Annotated in this window: 17 protein-coding genes; 2 read left to right on the plus strand and 15 right to left on the minus strand. The window is 67.5% G+C overall.

Features of this window, described 5'->3' with window-relative positions:
- From Tchl_RS14130 to Tchl_RS14195, 15 genes are all read right to left on the minus strand, one after another.
- Window positions 1-399 carry a hypothetical protein gene (locus tag Tchl_RS14130; RefSeq protein ID WP_075148976.1) on the minus strand — a complete coding sequence of 133 codons (399 nt, stop codon included), beginning with the start codon at window positions 397-399 and terminating at the stop codon, window positions 1-3.
- On the minus strand, window positions 396-3,074 hold the full coding sequence (locus Tchl_RS14135; protein ID WP_075148977.1) for a phage tail tape measure protein: 2,679 nt from the start codon (window positions 3,072-3,074) through the stop codon (window positions 396-398). The genes Tchl_RS14130 and Tchl_RS14135 overlap by 4 nt, the downstream gene beginning before the upstream one ends.
- Window positions 3,075-3,077: 3 nt before the next feature.
- Window positions 3,078-3,560 carry a hypothetical protein gene (locus Tchl_RS14140; RefSeq protein ID WP_075148978.1) on the minus strand — a complete coding sequence of 161 codons (483 nt, stop codon included), beginning with the start codon at window positions 3,558-3,560 and terminating at the stop codon, window positions 3,078-3,080.
- Window positions 3,557-3,724 (minus strand): hypothetical protein, encoded by a 168-nt coding sequence (locus Tchl_RS17805; RefSeq protein WP_157110120.1) that lies wholly within the window; start codon window positions 3,722-3,724, stop codon window positions 3,557-3,559. The genes Tchl_RS14140 and Tchl_RS17805 overlap by 4 nt, the downstream gene beginning before the upstream one ends.
- Complete coding sequence (locus Tchl_RS14145; protein ID WP_075148979.1) at window positions 3,725-4,243, minus strand: glycoside hydrolase family protein; 519 nt, start codon at window positions 4,241-4,243, stop codon at window positions 3,725-3,727.
- Window positions 4,236-4,532 (minus strand): phage holin family protein, encoded by a 297-nt coding sequence (locus tag Tchl_RS14150; RefSeq protein ID WP_075148980.1) that lies wholly within the window; start codon window positions 4,530-4,532, stop codon window positions 4,236-4,238. The genes Tchl_RS14145 and Tchl_RS14150 overlap by 8 nt, the downstream gene beginning before the upstream one ends.
- 144 nt (window positions 4,533-4,676) lie before the next feature.
- Window positions 4,677-5,468 carry a phage tail tube protein gene (locus tag Tchl_RS14155; RefSeq protein WP_075148981.1) on the minus strand — a complete coding sequence of 264 codons (792 nt, stop codon included), beginning with the start codon at window positions 5,466-5,468 and terminating at the stop codon, window positions 4,677-4,679.
- A gap of 15 nt (window positions 5,469-5,483) precedes the next feature.
- Entirely contained in the window at window positions 5,484-5,891 is a 408-nt protein-coding gene (locus Tchl_RS14160) for a hypothetical protein (protein WP_075148982.1), read from the minus strand.
- Window positions 5,891-6,205 carry a head-tail joining protein gene (locus Tchl_RS14165; RefSeq protein WP_075148983.1) on the minus strand — a complete coding sequence of 105 codons (315 nt, stop codon included), beginning with the start codon at window positions 6,203-6,205 and terminating at the stop codon, window positions 5,891-5,893. The genes Tchl_RS14160 and Tchl_RS14165 overlap by 1 nt, the downstream gene beginning before the upstream one ends.
- Window positions 6,206-6,207: 2 nt before the next feature.
- Window positions 6,208-6,408, minus strand: a complete 201-nt coding sequence (locus tag Tchl_RS14170; protein ID WP_075148984.1) for a hypothetical protein — start codon at window positions 6,406-6,408, stop codon at window positions 6,208-6,210.
- A gap of 14 nt (window positions 6,409-6,422) precedes the next feature.
- A complete protein-coding gene (locus Tchl_RS14175) occupies window positions 6,423-7,436 on the minus strand; it encodes a major capsid protein (protein ID WP_075148985.1) in 1,014 nt (337 codons plus the stop codon).
- Window positions 7,437-7,450: 14 nt separating this feature from the next.
- Complete coding sequence (locus tag Tchl_RS14180) at window positions 7,451-7,828, minus strand: head decoration protein (RefSeq protein ID WP_075148986.1); 378 nt, start codon at window positions 7,826-7,828, stop codon at window positions 7,451-7,453.
- A 12-nt stretch (window positions 7,829-7,840) separates the two neighbouring features.
- Window positions 7,841-9,196, minus strand: coding sequence for a S49 family peptidase (locus Tchl_RS14185; protein ID WP_083945242.1), 1,356 nt, complete (start codon window positions 9,194-9,196; stop codon window positions 7,841-7,843).
- Window positions 9,193-10,887, minus strand: a complete 1,695-nt coding sequence (locus Tchl_RS14190; protein WP_075148987.1) for a phage portal protein — start codon at window positions 10,885-10,887, stop codon at window positions 9,193-9,195. Before Tchl_RS14190 ends, Tchl_RS14185 begins: the two co-directional genes overlap by 4 nt.
- Before the next feature lie 2 nt (window positions 10,888-10,889).
- Window positions 10,890-11,117, minus strand: coding sequence for a hypothetical protein (locus tag Tchl_RS14195; protein ID WP_075148988.1), 228 nt, complete (start codon window positions 11,115-11,117; stop codon window positions 10,890-10,892).
- A gap of 173 nt (window positions 11,118-11,290) precedes the next feature.
- Between Tchl_RS14195 and Tchl_RS14200 the strand changes: the two genes are divergently transcribed.
- A complete protein-coding gene (locus tag Tchl_RS14200; RefSeq protein ID WP_075148989.1) occupies window positions 11,291-11,575 on the plus strand; it encodes a type II toxin-antitoxin system HigB family toxin in 285 nt (94 codons plus the stop codon).
- 38 nt (window positions 11,576-11,613) lie between these two features.
- Window positions 11,614-12,828, plus strand: coding sequence for an ImmA/IrrE family metallo-endopeptidase (locus Tchl_RS14205; protein WP_075148990.1), 1,215 nt, complete (start codon window positions 11,614-11,616; stop codon window positions 12,826-12,828).
- The last annotated feature ends 307 nt before the right edge of the window (window positions 12,829-13,135 follow it).

Below are 13,135 nucleotides of genomic sequence, written 5' to 3' on the forward strand. Positions count from 1 at the left end.
TCAGATCTCAATCAGGCGAAGGGTGACGACATAGGGCCAATCGGCCGGCGGCAGTTCGCGGTCCCACACCTGACGGGCGGTGATGGGTTCGTCACCGGGGCGAAAAGCCACGGTGAAGCTGCGCCCGTCGGCGAGCGTGAGGGCATAGGTGGCTCCGGGTGCGGCGGCCTTGGTGCGCAGGGCGAGGACCTTGTCGCGGGTCATCCCCGACCAGCCGCGGGTGTCGTTGGCGGCGAGCGTGATGGGGCGGCCCGCCTGGCGAGTGGCGGCATCGATGACGAGGGCGCCGGTGAGGCTGTATTCGGATTCGGACGCGACCGGCGACCAGTCGAATTCGTCTTCCCAGATCATGCCGGCCGGGAGCGCAACGCCGTCGAGAGTGTGCGTGGGGGTGGTCATGCTCGGCTCATGTCGTTTTCAAGTTTGCGCAGCAGGTCGACCAAGGCGTCGGCGTCGGCCCGGCTGGCGGTATTGATGGCGGCCACGCGCCCGGCGCCGGTGCCGATCTCGACGCGGAAGGTGGTGACGGTTTCGCGCGGGGCGGAGCCGGTGACGCGGGGGTCGTTGGCATTGAAGCGGCCGGAGTCGTGCTCTTGCTTCATCTGCAGCTTGTCGAGCCGTTCGACGGTGTCCTGGAGCATCTTCGCGTAGCGCGGATCGAGCCCCGCCATGCGGCTCATGCTCTTGCCCTTCTGCTGCCATTCGGCTTCGATCGATTTGCGCAGCGCGAGGCCGCCGAGGCGTTCGGCGCGATCGAGCAGTGCGGTCTGGCCGTTGTCCATGCGCTTGTAGGTCTTGCTCCCGCCGCCGGGCGGCGGCGGTCCTCCCGGCGGAGTTCCCCCAGGCGCCGGCAGGCCGGCGATGGTCGCGCCGAGGACGGCGTACTTGGCTGCGGCAGCCTCGGCCTGAGCGCCGAGCTGGGCGGTGGCCGAGGCGGCGTTGCCCATGCTGCTGACGACAGCGTTGCCCGCCTCGTCGGCGGCGATGCGCACTTTGTACATGCCGGCTTCGGCTTTCAGGGCGGAAGACGCAACGCCGCCGTTGGCGGCGATGGCTTTTTCGGCGTAGGCGGCGAAGGCCTGCTGAAGCTCGCGCGGGGTGGCGGTGCCGCTGTTGCGGATGAGATCGAACGAGCGGCGGGCGCCTTCGGCCAGTTCGTTGAGCTTGGCCTGGCTGGTGACGCCAAGATGGTGGAAGGCCAGCTCCAGTTCGTCGCCTGTGGCGCGGGCTTCGGTGCCGGTGTTGCGCAACTCCTTCTGTATCTCGATCAGGATCTCGGTGGCGCCCTGGGTGTCGCCCGCGGAGATCAGGCGCTGGTACTCGGCACGCAGGTCGGCCACTCTGGCCTGCGCCTCCTGTGCAGCGCGCTGCTGCTGGGTGCTTGACTGCTGGGCCTTGGTGCCAAGTTCCACCACCTTGCCGGCGGAGACCTCCGCGCCGTCGCCCAGCGCTTCGACCTGGTCGGCGGTGAGGCCGGCTTGGCGTTCGACCTGGCCCAGCGCCTGGGCGGTGGCGGTGGCAGACTGGGTGGCGGTGGTGGTCAGGGCGGCCCAGCCTTCGCGCGCGGTAAGCGCGCCCTGGGTGGCGGCGTCGAACGCCTCCCCCGCCTTGCGCCCGAACGCTTCATGCACGGCGTAGGTGGCCTGGGCTTCGGCGCGCATGCTGGCGGCGGCGCTGGCAAAGCCGGCGGATAGATCGCCGAAAGTGATCTTGGACAGCCCGTCGGTGATCAGCGCGAGATCGGCGAGGAAGGCCGAGGCCAGCCATGACATGCCCTCCCCGAGCTTATAGACGGCGGCGAGCACGATATTGATCCCGGCCGACATCACCCCGTAGGCGGTCTGCAAGGTGTTGCCCGCGGTGCTGGCGTGCTGGCCGATGGCGGTGAAGATTTCGCCGGCGCGCGCGGCGAAGGCCTGCAGCGAGGCGGCGATGGCGGTGAAGTCGAGCTTGCCGACGAACTCCGCCACCCAGCGCCCGGCGGATTCGAACGCGGCGCGGATCGCGTTGCCGAACGCGGTCGCCGTGCCGTCGGCGACGAAGCCGCGCAGGCGCTCAGCGATGGCGTTGACCTGGCCCTTGAGGGTGTCGAGCACCGGAGAGCCGAGCTTGATCAGCAGCGCATCCCAGGCGCTGCCCAGGCCCTTGGTGGCGCCGTCGAGGTTGTCGCCCATGACCTGGGCGAAGGTGGCGGCGCTGCCGGCCGATTCGTCGAGCTTGCCCTTGAGCGCGTCGAGCGCGCCGATGCCCTGGTTGAGCAGCGCACGCAGCGCCGGGCCGGCTTCCTGGCCGACGGCGTTGATGGCCTTCTGCCCGCCGGGGCCGGCGGCGGCGAGCTGGCGCAGGGCCTGGTCAAAGTCGCCGGTGGTGATGCCGGCGGCGGCCAGTTCGCTGCGGAACTTGCTGGCCGGGTCGCTGAACTGGGCGAGGATGCTGTTGAGCGCGGTACCGGCGCGGCCGGCGTCGATGCCGGCGTCGGCGAACTTGCCGATCATGGCGACGGTTTGCTCGAGCGACAGGCCGAGGCTATTGGCCAGCGGTGCGGCGTAGCTCAAGGCCTGGGCGAGGCCGTCGACGCTGGTGTTGGAGGCGTTGGCACCCATCGCCAGTACGTCGGCCACCCTGCCCGCCTCGGCGAACTCCAGCCCCATGCCGTTGACGGCCTTGGTGACGTACTCGGCGGCGGTGCCCAACTCCACCCCGCCGGCCTGGGCAAGGTTGAGCACTGCGGGCAGCGCCTGCACCGCGTCGGTGGCCGACAGGCCGGACTTGGCGAGGTTTTCCAGCGCGCTGGCGGCTTCAACGCTGGTGTACTTGGTGGTGGCGCCGGCAGCTTCGGCGGCGCTGCGCAACTTGTCGAGCTCGGCACCGGACGCGCCCGAGGCGGCCTGCACCGCCGACATGGCGCTTTCGAAGTCGCGCGCGCTGCCGATGGCGTCGCCGAACAGGCGGGCGCCGAAGTAGCCGGCAATCGCCACGCCGACGGCGGCGACCTTGGTCTGCAGGCTGCTGAACACCGCCGAGGCTTCATCCTTGGCGGTGATGATGATGCGGGTGACGGGATTACGCGCCACGGCTCACTCCCCTGCCCGTGCAGACGTCTGCACTGCGCGCCACCACTGCTGCCAGCCGACTAGCTGGGCGAGTGCGTCCCGGCACTGTTCGTAGTTGGCGGCGACGGTGTCGAGGGCGGCAGCGTCTGCAACGGGCGCGGCGTCTGCAGCAGCCAGGCGGGCGGGGTCGGTGGGCTCGCCGGTGGCGGCGGCGTCGTGGAGCAGGCGCCAAGCAGGATCGAGAGTGCAGCGGCGAGCGGCAGGGAGTTCGACATAGCGGACGACCTCGCGGGTGATGGTGCGGTTTTTGGGGATGCGCTTCTGGCGCTCGGCCTCGAGGTCGGCGGCGAGGGCGTCGACGGTGCCCTGGCGGCGGACGAGCTCGCCGGCGTAGGCGAGCGCCTGGTCGCGCTGGGCGCTGGCGTTGGCGCTGCGCCCCATGAGGTAGGCGCCGACGTGGGAGGCGGCGAGCACGATGCACAGCACGATGACGGTGATCTGGGTCATCGCGCCCCCAGTGCGCGCAGGAACATGCGCTGCCAGGCGAAGCCGATGCGCAGGTTGGCGAGCCACAGGGTTTCGACCGCCTCCGACCAGCGGCAGGCGTCGGCGATCGGGCGGGCGTGGGCGGCCTTCCAGGCGGCGAGGTCGGTGATTTGGGCGGTCGGCATTCAGCCCTCCTGCTCGGCGAGGCACTTCGCGTGCCGTTCGAGTTGGCGCGTCCATACGCCCTTGCAGCCTTGCGGCCCCCAGTGTTGCGGCAGAGAGCAGTCGCGCCCGCCCTGCTTGCGCCACAGGAGCAGCGCATCGCAGGCCCCCCGGTAGTCCTGCGCCAGGATGCGGCGGCGCATGCTCGATCCGCTCCAGGCCCCGGTGCCGTACTGGTAGACGAAGTCCATGTACAGGTCGTATTCGCCCTGCGTGAGGCGGGCGCCGGGCAGCGAGCGCTGGAATGCGGCCTCTTCCTTGTCCACGTGCGCGCGCAGTGTCACCAGGGCGCGCACCGGGTCGGTGCGATCGCCCAGCTGCACCGGGCGGCCGTCGGCGTGGAAGGTCGAGCCGAAGCCGAGGGTGGGCCGGTCGCCCTTGGTCGGGGTCATCGCTTCGCCGACATAGCCTTCGGACACGGCCAGCCCGATCAGGGCGGCTGCGGACACGCTCAGGGAGGCGACCAGGGAGCGCTTAATCATGGCTGTAGGGGCAGTCGGCGATGTCGGCGCAGGGGCGGCGGCGGTCGAGGGCAACCGGCAGGGTGGCGCGGCGGCGGTCTTCGGCTTCGCCGCGCAGCACTTCCAGGCGGATGGCGTGCGCTTCGCGCTCGCGGCGATCGCGCCGGTAGTGGTAGACGCCGTTGAGCAGCAGCGTCGCCAGCGCGGTTGCGATGCCGATGAGGATGCCGAGGTCGGTGAGGGTGAGCGCGCTGACGATGGAGACGCCGCTGCCGGTGTAGCTTGCGGTGGTGACGATGCGGTCGGTCATCGGCGGTCCTGCGGGCGGGCTTGGGTTGGGCGGGCCGCGCACGCCGGGCGCGGAGAGGGCGTTGTGGGCATGGCGGCAGGGGTCGGCAGTCGGCAGGCTCGAGCGCCCTGCCCTGCGGCAAGGCGCTCTGGTCTGGCGGCAGGCTTATTCGGCGACCGGGGCGTCATCGAGGTAGATGGCGGCGCCGTTGGGCGGGGTGAGGACTTCGAGCTCGAATTCCATGGTCACGTACTCGGCCTCTTCGGCGATCACCGGCAGCTCACCGGCGGGCTTGAGGATGCATAGAGGCATGTAGTAGTCGCGGTTGGTGGCACCGGCATTGTCGGAAACGACGCGGATCGCCCCGCGCAGCTCGGAGGCCGCACCGGTTTTGATGCGCTTCCAGGATTTGGCAGCCTTGCTGTAGCTGACCTTGATGTCGCCCGCGACGATGCTGCCGGCATCGATGATCTGCAGGCGCCCTTTGACGAGGTCAACGGCGTAGTCGGTGCCGGCCACGTAGGTGGTGGTGGCGGTGCTGTCGGTAATGACGAGGCTGCTGATGTTGCGGTCGCCGGCGGGGTTGGTGTCGGACCGGCCGAGCTGGTAGAAGCGCCCCGGGATGACCGCCAGGGTGGCGGCAGTGACGGCGTCGGAGGTTTGCGAGACGGTTTCAACCTGGCCGGAAAGGTACTTGGCGAGGTTGTCGAAGGAGACGTTGTCGCAGGTGACGGTGGCGCTACGGTCGACCTGAACGACGCGGGAGTCGTCTTTCTCGCGCAAGCCGGTCTGGCTGGAAAAGTGTTCGAGCTTTTCGGTTTCGATGGCGATGGTGAAGGACGGGCAGTTACCGAATTCTTCCTCGCCGGTCAGGGCGTCGGTGGCGGCGTCACGCGGGTCCCAGTACAGGCGCCCGCGGGGGATCTGGTATTCGTTGCTGGTGTGGATCAGTGCCATGACGGGCTCCTGTTGTTACGGTTGCCCGTCGTAGCGGGCGGCGGTTTTGAAAATGAGGTTGTAGGCGACGAGGCCTTGGTCGGTGGTTTCGCGCTGGACCTGCTGTAGTTGCAGCCGCTGCCAGGCACGCCCGCCCTGGGTGCCGGGCGCCCAGTTGTGCAGGCTGGCCACCACGGCGGCAAAGGCGGCATCGAGTTCGCCCATGGCGGCCGTGCTGTACTGGGTCACCAGGTGCACGCCCCAGGCGACCCCTACCGCGACGGCGGTGTTGCGTGCGTCGGCGATGTCGGCGCCCTCGCACCGCACCTCGACGGCCGGCAACGGACGACGGGTGGTCTCGGCGGCGCTGCTGCGCACGGCCCAGCCTGAGAGGGCGGGATCGGCAGCGAGGCGGGCGAGGATGGGGGATTCGAGGGCGAACATCAGGCAGCGACCTCGCGCAGGGGGACGACGGCTTCGTGCCCGTCGGCGAGGCGGTAGGGATCGTCGGCGACGCGGTATTGCTGGCCGCGCAGGGTGAGGATGTCACCCGGCACAAGCGTGGCGTCCGCAAGCGGATAGCGCAGCTCGTAGTCCCCCACAATGGACGGGGGCGAGAGCGGATCGATGTCGGCGAGGCGGAAGATGGCAAGGAACTCGCCGCCCGTCGCCGGGGTGACGACGACATTGGAGAGCAGCGCGAAGGCGGCTCCGGTGAGCATGTCTTCGATGTCGGCGAAGGGGGCGGTGAGGGGCATGGTCAGGCGCCCTCGCCTTCGAGGCCGGCTTCGCCCTGGTCTTCGGCCTTGGGTTCGGCCTTGGGCGAGGCGGTGCGAACGGGCGTGGCGAATCCACGCGCGATGAGCGACTCGGCTTCGGCCTTGTCCTTCACGTCGATCTCGCCGCCGGGCGGGATGTCCCCCGCACCGGTGACGAGGGTGACTTTGGCGATGAGCTTCATGTCACCCTCCCCGATCAGCGCACGGTGGCGCAGAAGGACGCATTGACGCGGTACGGGACCGGCAGCGGCGCAGACTGCATGAGCAGGTAGCGCACAGCCGGGTCCTTCTCGAGCCAGGATTTGGGGAAGTACGGCAGCGCCTGGAAGCCGGCCTCTTCGTCCTTGATGGCGCCGAAGCAGCGCACGCCGTCGAGCTCCGGGCTGATGACGAGCACGGTGTAGTCCGGCAGGTAAGGGGTGACGGCGCCGGTGTCCGGGTGTTCGTACCAGCCGGTGTGCACCCAGATGTCGAAGTCGCCGACGTTGCCCATGTAGCGGGCGCCCTCGCCGGTGACGGTGGGGTTGAGCTGGTCGCGGCCGCGGAAGCGGTCGAGGAGCTTTTGCACTTCGGCGTCGGCGCTGAAGAGCTGCCAGGCCTTGAGATCCATTACCACGGTGTTGGCGGTGGCACCGGAGTGCTGCGATACGAGCAGCGACCACGTCTGCAGATCGTCCAGCGGCTTCACGCCGGATTCGCCCCAGCGCGCGGTGGTGGTGAGCGCCTTGGTCAGGTCGGCGTGGCGCTGGAAGTTCACCTCGACTTCGGGGTACTCGTCGCCCTTGACGACGACCTTGCCGGTGCGCAGGGCTTCGACAGCCATCACTTCCAGGCGACGGGTGAGCATGTCGATCTGGTCCTGCAGGTCACGGGCGAGCAGCAGTTGCTGACGCTGGGCGGGGCTGTATTCGCCGCCGATGCGCTCTCCGATGGCGCGCTTGAAGGGGCGCGAGGAATCGAACACCCGCTTGTCCTTGACGTAGGCGGGCTTGAAGGTTTTGGTGACGTAGCCGCGCGACTGCACCACCTTGCCGGCGACGATCGGCGCGACGAAGGGGGCGATGCGGCGCTTGCCGGTGTCGAGGTCGAAGTGGATTTCCTCGCTGTCCTCGCGCTGCTCTTCGCGGAAGAAGCTGTTGAGGAAGAAGGGTTGCGGCTCGGGCAGCGCTTCAACGACCCGGCGCAGGACGCCAATGGTGAAAATGTCCATGCTGATACTCCTCGTCAGGCGGCCATGGCCGGCAGGATGGTGATGCCCTTGGCACGCAGGCCGTCGCGGATGCTGGCGACGGTGTGGGCGGTGCCGAGGGTGAGTGCGTTGGCGTTGAAGTCGCCGCGCTCGTAGGCCAGCGCCTGCGTATCGGCGGCGGTGGCGTCGCAGGCCTCGGCCATGATCAGGTCGGGGGTCTGGCTGCCATCCAAGGCGGCGGAGAGGCTGAGCAGATACTTGCCGTCGTCGTCCTTGCCGATAACGGCACCACGCACGAGGTTCTGGCCGCTCTTGACCGTCACCTTGCGGGCGACCAGCAGATGCGCGTTACCCGCGATGAGCCCGTCGGGCGCATAAGCGCCTTCGGTGGCGAACTTGGCCTTGTAGTCCATGGCGATGCTTCCTTATTGGCGAGCGTTGCCGATCAGGCCGACGATGCTGGCGGCCAGGGCGGCTTCGGTGTTGTCGGGGGTGGCGGCGGCCTCGATGCCGGACACGCCGGGATTGGGTACGGCGGCCATCGCGGCGGCAAAGGCGTTGTTGGGCGCGGCCGCGACGGTTGCGGCCGCAGGCACCGCGCCCAGCACCGCGGTGGCCTGCTCGGTGGTCAGCCCGGTGCTGATGCACTGCAGTGCCAGCGGCGAGCAGGACGCGGACGGATGTGCGAGCACGGCGCCAACGCGGGCGCGCTCGGCCTGGGTGCCCTGCTCCACGCCTTCGGCGCGGGCGCGATCGATATCCGCTTGCGAGAGGCTCGGGGAGGCCGCCTGCACGGCGGCCGGGGTGGCGGGCTGCGTCGTGGTGCCCGCCTGGGGGGTTTCGCTCATGAGGGGTTCTCCTTGTTGAGCAGTGATGCGGGCGGACTGCCCGACGGGATGCGGTCGGGCACGAAGCCCGGCCAGTTCGGCGATGAGTTGATCGGTGGTGGCGATGCGGTCGGCCAAGCCGGCATCGATGGCGGCCTGGCCGCGATAGGTTTGCGCCTGGGTCTTGCGGACGGCCTCAGGGTCCAGGTGGCGGCCGTTGGCCACGGCGCTGATGAACATCTGGTGGAGGTCGTTGATTTCGGCCTGGAGGTCGGCGCGCACGCTGTCGGGCAGCGGCTCGAACTGGTTGCCGTCCACCTTGTGGTCGCCGGCGTAGATGTGCGTGACGCGGATGCCTTCCTGCGCCAGGGCTTGCGACAGATCGACGTGGCGCATGACCACGCCGATGGACCCGGCGTAGCCGGTGCGGGTGATGGCGAAGTGTTCCAGGCCCGCCGCCGCGAGGTAGCCGGCGGATGCGGCCAGCCCGTCGGCGATGCCCCACACGGGCTTGTTGCCGCGCACCTCACGCAGGCGGTCGTGGTACTCGAAAGCGCCTTGCGCTTCGCCACCGGGCGTGTCGAAAACTTGCAGCACGGCGTGTACGTCGGTGTCGGCCTGGGCCATTTCGAGCGCGGCGGCCAGGTCGTTGTAACCGAGGATGCGGTCGCTGCTGGCCATGACGAAGCGGCCGCGATGGGCCAGCACGCCACTGGCGTAGATGACGGCCACGCCGTCGATGATCGCGTAGCCGGGGCGGCGGTCCTTGTCTTCCACGCGGCGGGTGCTGAACAGTTCCGCCGGCAGTGCAGACGCCTGCACGGCGTGCGCCACCCCGGACAGGTCGGTATCGAGCAGGCGACCGCCCAGGCCGGCGATGATGGCGTCGAGCTTTTGCGGGTGGATGAGCAGCGGTGTGTTGAACACGCGCGCGGCAAGGTGCGGATACTTCATGACGTGACGGCCTCCTGGCCGAGCATGGCGAGGGTGTCGTGGTAGGCCGCAGCGCTGGCGGCGTCCGACGAGGGGCCGTCGTCGGCTTCGTCGTCGGGACCTGCAGAGGCGGTGTCGTCGCCCGCAGCTTCGGTGTCACGCCGGGTCAGACCGCTGCGGCGGGTTGCATCGGGGGCGGCGGTAGAGAGGCCACGCACTTCCTTCATCGCCTTCTCGATGGCCTGCTGGTCGAGGATCTCTTCAAAATCCTCGCCCTGCTCGGCGCATTCCTTTTCCAGCGTCGACAGCCCGGCGGCCATGCGCAGCACCACCGCCTGCACTTCCTTGACCGGATCGACCCAGCCCTTGCCGCCGAAGATGAATCGGGCCCGGCAGTAGGCGTAGCGGTTGCGGTAGAAGTCCGGGGCCTCGACCAGGCCGGCGTTGACAGCCTCTTCCAGCCACAGCTCGTACACGGCCTGCAGCCAGTAGTCCGACAGCCAGCGGCGGCGGCCATTGAAGTAGCGCCAGGCCTCGAGCAGCGCGGCGCGGGCACTGCTGTAGTTGCTCTTGCTGAAGTCCTTCAGCAGCAGCTCGTAAGGCAGGTTCATGCCGGCGGCGATGTGGCGCAGCGAGGCAAGCATGAAGGCTTCGAAGGCCGGGTTGGGGCGGCCGGGATTGAAGCTGGACAGGCGCGCACCCACCGGCAGCGGAATCACCGCCCCGCCCTGCAGCTTGCGGATGCTGCGGGCTTGGCGCACCGAGGTGTTCCATTGTTCGCGCACGCCCTCGGGGCTGTCGCCGAACAGCGCGGCGGCGGCATCCGGGCTGAGGTCGGATTCCAAAAAGGCGGCGACCAGGCTGTTGGCCAGACTGGCCTGCAGCTCGTTGTTCGCGTACTTGCCCGCCATATGGAACTCGCGCATCACCGCCGAGACGATGGGCTTGCCGCGGCTCTGGCCGGTGCGCTCCTTGTCGTGCAGGTGGATGACACGGCGCCGCCCCCAGGCGGTGAAGGCCGGGATGCGGGCCCAGCGCTGGGTGTGCGCGCTGCCCAGCCCGAAGCCTGCAAGTGCGTCAGCGGGGTGGCGTTCCAGCATGTGGTAGGCCACCGGGGCGCCGTAGTAGTCCTGCTCGATACCGGCGCGGATGTCGTCGCGGTGCATCATGCTGGTGGGTGTGCTGAGCCGGTTGGCATCCACCAGCAGCAGGCGGGTGTTCCAGGCGCTGCCGGAACGGGGCAGCCACAGAGGCAGGGCCAGGGCGTCGCCATCGAGCATGGCGCCACCCAGGGCCTGCAAGGTGAGGCCCAACAGGTTGAGCGTGCGGCCGGCATCACATTCGGAGGTGGCGGCCCAGCTGCGGAAATGCGCTTCGGTGTTGTTGGCCCACTCGCGGGCCTGCTCGCGCGTCCAGCCCAGCAGCCGGTAGTCGGGGATGGCAGACAGCTTGAGCACGCTGCCGACGATGTTGTCGCGCATCGTCTGCATGGCGCCGCCCATCAGCCCGTTGTTGCGGGCGAGATCGCGGGAACGCGCGGTGAGCGTGTCCAGGTCCGGCAGCAGGTCGGCATCTGCACTGCCGGCAACAGGATTCCAGTCGGCGGTGGCGAGATCGTACCCGGCGGACTGGTGTTGCCCGGCCAGCGCCGCACCACCCTGCCCCGCTTGGGTGCGGAGCGTGAGGTGAGGTTTGCCGGGCCGCCGTGCCATGCTCACACCAGGTAGATGGGCCGGTGGGCGTGAGTGCCGGCACGCACGTCGAGCTCGGCGCAGACCGCGGCGATTTCCTTGCGGATCTCGGCGGTGTGCTGGTCGAACTGGACCCGGCGGTCACCGCTGGCGGCGGTGGTGGCCTTGGTCAGGCGGTCGTGCAGCGACTGCGTGAGGGTGTCACGCAGCTGGTGGAGTTGCTCGACGGTGTGGTGGCTGTAGATTCCCATGCCGGCCAGAGTGCCGGCGGCGGGCGGAACTGTTCAGGTGAACAGTTCACCTTGACAGTTCCGTCAATTGGTTGGTCCGCACAACAATTTCAAACTTCCCAAAAAGGGAAATGTACTTGCGCGACAATACGGGAACGCTATAATCCGAACCAACAGGGAAACTAACGAACCTCATGCGACTGCTCGGCCAGATCCTGCTGGATGCCTTTAAGCGCACACATGCGGATGCGCGTCGGCCGCTGGATGCGTGGCAGGTGGACGTCGAACGTGCGCAATGGTCAGGCCCGCAGGATGTGAAGAACCGATACCCGAGCGCCAGTTTCCTGGCGGACAACCGGGTGATCTTCAACATCAAGGGAAACAGCTACAGGCTGGTGGTGAAGGCAAAGTATCAGAACGGGATCGTTTTGATCGAGTGGGTCGGCACACATGCAGAGTACGACAAGCAGGATTTTTGAACGACGCATGCCGACAATTGGGCGAGAGGGGAGCTGAAATGGATCAACAAGTACGGGTAATCAAGACGGAGCGTGAATATCATGCTGCGCTGGCTCGCCTATCGGCTCTCATGGACCAAGACATTGCAGCCGGGTCCGATGACGAAGCTGCGCTCGACTTGCTTGCAGTGGTCATTGCCGACTATGAGCGCACCAAGGTTGCGCCGGCCGTCATCGACCCCATCGATGCCATCTTGCTGGCAATGGACCAGCGAGGGTTGAGCAAGAAGGATCTGGAGCCGTTCATCGGCTCAATACCCAAGGTGTCCGAGGTGCTGGCACGCAAGCGGCCACTGAGCCTTTCCATGATCCGGAAGCTTCACCGTGCCTTGGATATCCCGGCAGACGTATTGCTGAGCGGCTCGGACAACGAAGACATCGACCTCTCCGAAACACCGCACTACGACTACAGCAAGTTCCCTCTGGCAGAAATGCTCGATCGCGGGTACTTCGGGAAGTTTGCCGGCGGGATCAAGCTCGCAAAAGCGAAGGCGGAAGAACTCGTACGCGGTTTCATGCATGGCGTCTCGCCCGACGGACCAGAGCCCGCGCTACTGCGCGCACCGCTCCAGCAGAGTGGAGCCCGGACCATGGACGAATACGCCCTGCTGGTCTGGCGAGTTGCCGTGCTGAAGAAGAGCCGCAAAATTGCCCTGACCGGCAAGTACAAGCCGGGTGTGATCACCACCGACTGGCTGCAGGAACTGGTCCGGCTTTCCGCCTTTGACAGTGGGCCTAAGCTTGCACAAGAGTACCTCGCCCAAAGCGGCATCGCGCTCGTGATCGAGGAGCATTTCAAGAAAACCTACCTCGACGGCGCGGCCATGCTTGATGGCGAAACGCCGGTGGTGGCACTGACGCTTCGCTACGACCGGGTCGACAACTTCTGGTTTGCACTGTTGCATGAGCTGGTGCACGTGCAAAAGCACCTGAACGCCTCGCACTTGTTCATCGCAGACAATCTGGATGACAAAACCCGCTCGAACGAAGAGGCAGAGCGGCAAGCCGATGCAGGCGCGAGCGAAGCACTTATCCCCACCAACGAGTGGGAGCAATCTGCCGTCAGAACCGTCCCGACAGCGGAAAACGCCCTTGCTCTGGCCAGAAAGCTACGCATCCACCCAGCCATTGTGGCCGGCCGCGTACGTCATGAGACCGGAAACTGGCGGCTGCTCACCAACCTTAAGGGCGAAGTTCGCAGGTATTTCGAGTAAGCATCATGGAGAAACGATGAACACCGCGCATGCACGCGGCCTCGAGTGATGCACCGCCCATTCGAGGCCAGCAAAGGAAAGCCCACAGTTCAGAAGCGTCCTGGTAAGACATGAACTGTGGGCCTAGGCGGTACAACTTGATGTGGTAGTCGAGCGCGCCAACGCTCTGCTGCCACCGGCACGGTGGTGAGGGCACCCCTCTGCCCCCCGCGACGCATACTCGCTTAAACAAGTAGTACCGCATGGTATCACGCGGTACTACAACGATGCATCGCGGGCCGGATATTGCCTTCGTTCCTTATATAGG

Source organism: Thauera chlorobenzoica (assembly GCF_001922305.1).
Taxonomy (GTDB): domain Bacteria; phylum Pseudomonadota; class Gammaproteobacteria; order Burkholderiales; family Rhodocyclaceae; genus Thauera; species Thauera chlorobenzoica.